This is a genomic window from Streptomyces durocortorensis (genome assembly GCF_016901035.1).
In the GTDB taxonomy this organism is placed as follows: Bacteria; Actinomycetota; Actinomycetes; order Streptomycetales; family Streptomycetaceae; genus Streptomyces; species Streptomyces durocortorensis.
The window spans coordinates 1-2,649 of record NZ_JAFEUF010000443.1 but is presented as its reverse complement, the minus strand read 5'-3'; the positions used below and the strand labels follow the sequence as shown (position 1 = coordinate 2,649).

The 2,649-nt window shown below is 72.5% G+C and carries 2 protein-coding genes and 1 tRNA gene; 1 reads left to right on the top strand and 2 read right to left on the bottom strand.

Features of this window, described 5'->3' with window-relative positions; genetic code table 11:
* Position 1: 1 nt before the first annotated feature.
* Positions 2 to 75 (top strand) — tRNA-Lys (locus tag JS521_RS35200).
* Between the two features lie 59 nt (positions 76 to 134).
* On the opposite strand, the gene JS521_RS35195 is transcribed toward JS521_RS35200, so the two are convergent.
* On the bottom strand, positions 135 to 1,787 hold the full coding sequence (locus JS521_RS35195) for an AMP-binding protein (protein ID WP_205086921.1): 1,653 nt from the start codon (positions 1,785 to 1,787) through the stop codon (positions 135 to 137).
* Positions 1,788 to 1,813: 26 nt separating this feature from the next.
* On the bottom strand, positions 1,814 to 2,404 hold the full coding sequence (locus tag JS521_RS35190) for a lytic polysaccharide monooxygenase auxiliary activity family 9 protein (protein ID WP_030708599.1): 591 nt from the start codon (positions 2,402 to 2,404) through the stop codon (positions 1,814 to 1,816).
* Positions 2,405 to 2,649 lie beyond the last annotated feature (245 nt).

Sequence of the window (2,649 nt, the reverse complement as noted above, 5' to 3'; positions counted from 1 at the left end):
GGCGCCGTTAGCTCAGTTGGTTAGAGCAGCTGACTCTTAATCAGCGGGTCCGGGGTTCGAGTCCCTGACGGCGCACGACACGGGGTGGCGGTCTTCTTCACGAAGGCCGCCACTTCGCTTTTCCGGGGTGCGGCTCACAGCGCCGTCCCCCGCTCCTCGTACCGTCCCAGCAGGGCCGCCAGCCCCTCACCCTCCAGTGGTACGTACGCCCCGTCGCCGCCCCCGTCCCACCAGACCGGGTCCGGGCAGCGGAAGCCCTCCCGGCGCAGGGCCACCCGGTGGATCTTGTTCGTCGCGGTGACCGGCATCCGGTCGAGGATCCGGACGAACCGGGGCGCCATCTTCGTCCCCAGGTCCGGTTGGGCGCGCAGGAACGCGGTGAAGGCGGCGGGGTCGAAGGCCGCGCCCGCCCGGAGCGCGAGGGCGGCCATCACCTGGTCGCCGGTGACCGGGTCCGGGACCGCGTAGACGGCGGCGGCCGCCGCCTCCTCCCAGCGGGCCAGGATGCTCTCGATCGTCGCGGCGGCCAGGTTCTCGCTGTCGACGCGGAGCCGGTCGTCGGTGCGGCCCGCGAAGTAGAGGAAGCCGTCGGCGTCCCGGTAGAAGAGGTCGCCGGTCCAGTACCAGCCGCGCCGGGCCCGTTCCGCGTCCGCCGCCGGGTTGCGCCAGTAGCCCTCGAAGGGCGTCGGGCCCCGGTTGACCAGCTCGCCGATGGCCTCGTCCCCGTTGAGCAGCCGCCCGCCCGGGCCGAACCGGGCCCGGGGCCGTTCCTCGCCGCTCTCCGGGTCGACGACGGCGAGGTCGTCGCCCGGGGCGGCCCGGCCGATCGCGCCCGGCGGGGTGCCCGGGGTGTGCTGGATCGCCGCGCCGCCCTCGGAGGAGCCGTACCCCTCCACCAGCCGCACCCCGAACCGCTCCCGGAACCGGGCCGCGTCCACGGCGCCCGCCTCGGTCCCGAAGCCGAGCCGCAGCGGGTGGTCCCGGTCGTCGGGGCGTTCGGGGGTGGCCAGCAGATATTGCACGGCGCGCCCGACGTAGGTGAAGTACGTCGCCCCGTAGCCGCGTACGTCGTCGAGGAAGGCGGAGGCGGAGAAACGGGGGCGCAGCGCTATGGCGGCCCCGGCGGCCAGCGCCGGGGCCCAGTCGGCGAGGACGGCGTTGCCGTGGAACATCGGCATGCAGATGTAGTGGGTGTCGGAGGGCCTGACGCCGAAGTGTCCGGCCAGGGAGGCGCCCGCTCCGGCGAGCCGGCCCTGGGTGCAGATCGCGGCCTTGGGCGCGCCGGTGGAGCCGGAGGTGAAGTAGAGGAGCATGCGGCTGCCGGGGCCGACCGGGGCGAGCCGGGCGTCGCCGGGGCGTGCGCCCGCGTACGGGGCGAGCAGGGCGGCGTACGCCTCGGTGTCGGTGACCAGGATCCGTACGCCCGGCAGCTCCAGACCGGCGAGGAGCGGCAGGTGGGCACGCTCGGTGATCAGGAGAGGGGCTTCGGTGTGCAGGATGTCGCGGGCCAGCTCGGGGCCGCGCCGGGTGGGGTTGATCCCCGCGACGGCGGCCCCGGCCAGGGCCGCCGCGCTGAGCCACAGCGGGAACTCAGGGGTGTTGTCGAGCAGGACGCCGAGGTGCGGTTCGCCGCCGCGTGGCAGCAGATCCGCGAGGAGCGCCGCCCGTGCGGCGGCGCCCTCGACCACCTGGTGATGACTGAGCACGGTGGGGCCGTGCTTCAGGGCGGGCCGGTGGTCACCCCATTGACGTCGTACGAGCTCCGCGACGGTGCCGGTACTCCTCATGGCGCCGCACGATAACTGATGAAGCGTCAGAACTTAACGTCGGAGCAGGCGTAGAACGCGTTGGTGGTGTCCGCGACGTTCCACACGGCGAGGATGATGTGCTTGCCGGTCTTCTGGGTGGGGATCGTGCCCTGGTGGGTCAGGGTGGCCGGCGGCTGCTGGTTGCCGTAGGGCACGGTCATGAAGGGCTGCGATTCGAGTGCGGCCCGGGTGAGCGGCTTGGTGGAGTCCCAGCCGTTCTTGGTGATGTAGTAGCGGAAGTCGCTGGTGGAGTGGCGGGCGGTGAACTGCCAGCGGAAGCTGTAGCCCTGTCCGCCGGTGACCTGCGTGGCGGGCCAGTTGCCGCCTCTGGGGTCGTCGAGCTGGGCGAACTGTCCGTTGCCGCCGGAGCAGATCTTGCCGTCCGCCGGCCCTGCCGCCGGGAAGCCCTTGGGCCCCTCGACGCTCTGCGGCTCCCACTGGATGTTGCCGCAGCCGGTCACCGTGCCGTTGGCACAGAGCTTCTGACGGCTGATCGGGGAGTCCGTGTAGCCGTGGCTGCTGGCGGTGTTGGTCGCGAGCACCGAAACGCCCGCTATCGCCAGGCCGATCACGGCCGCGCTTGCCTTTTTCCGCATGGGCTGTCGCTCCTCTAGAACGTGGGGGAGGTTCCATGAGCATTGCTCGACTGCTGCGCGCTTGGTACGGAGTGCTGTGCGTGACGCGGTGCTGCGGTCTAGACCAAGTCTTAGATTATTGACGCGACGTGAACATGTCCAGACCAATGAGCGTCATATTCCGGGGCCGGGCGCACGCGGCGCGCGGGCCCCCCCCCCCCCCCCCCGCCCCCCCGCCCCCCCCCCCCCCGGCCCCCCCCCCACGC

Excerpts from the sequence above, each read along its gene's own strand:
- JS521_RS35195 (WP_205086921.1), bottom strand. The coding sequence starts at position 1,787 with ATGAGGAGTACCGGCACCGTCGCGGAGCTCGTACGACGTCAATGGGGT.
- JS521_RS35190 (WP_030708599.1), bottom strand. The coding sequence starts at position 2,404 with ATGCGGAAAAAGGCAAGCGCGGCCGTGATCGGCCTGGCGATAGCGGGC.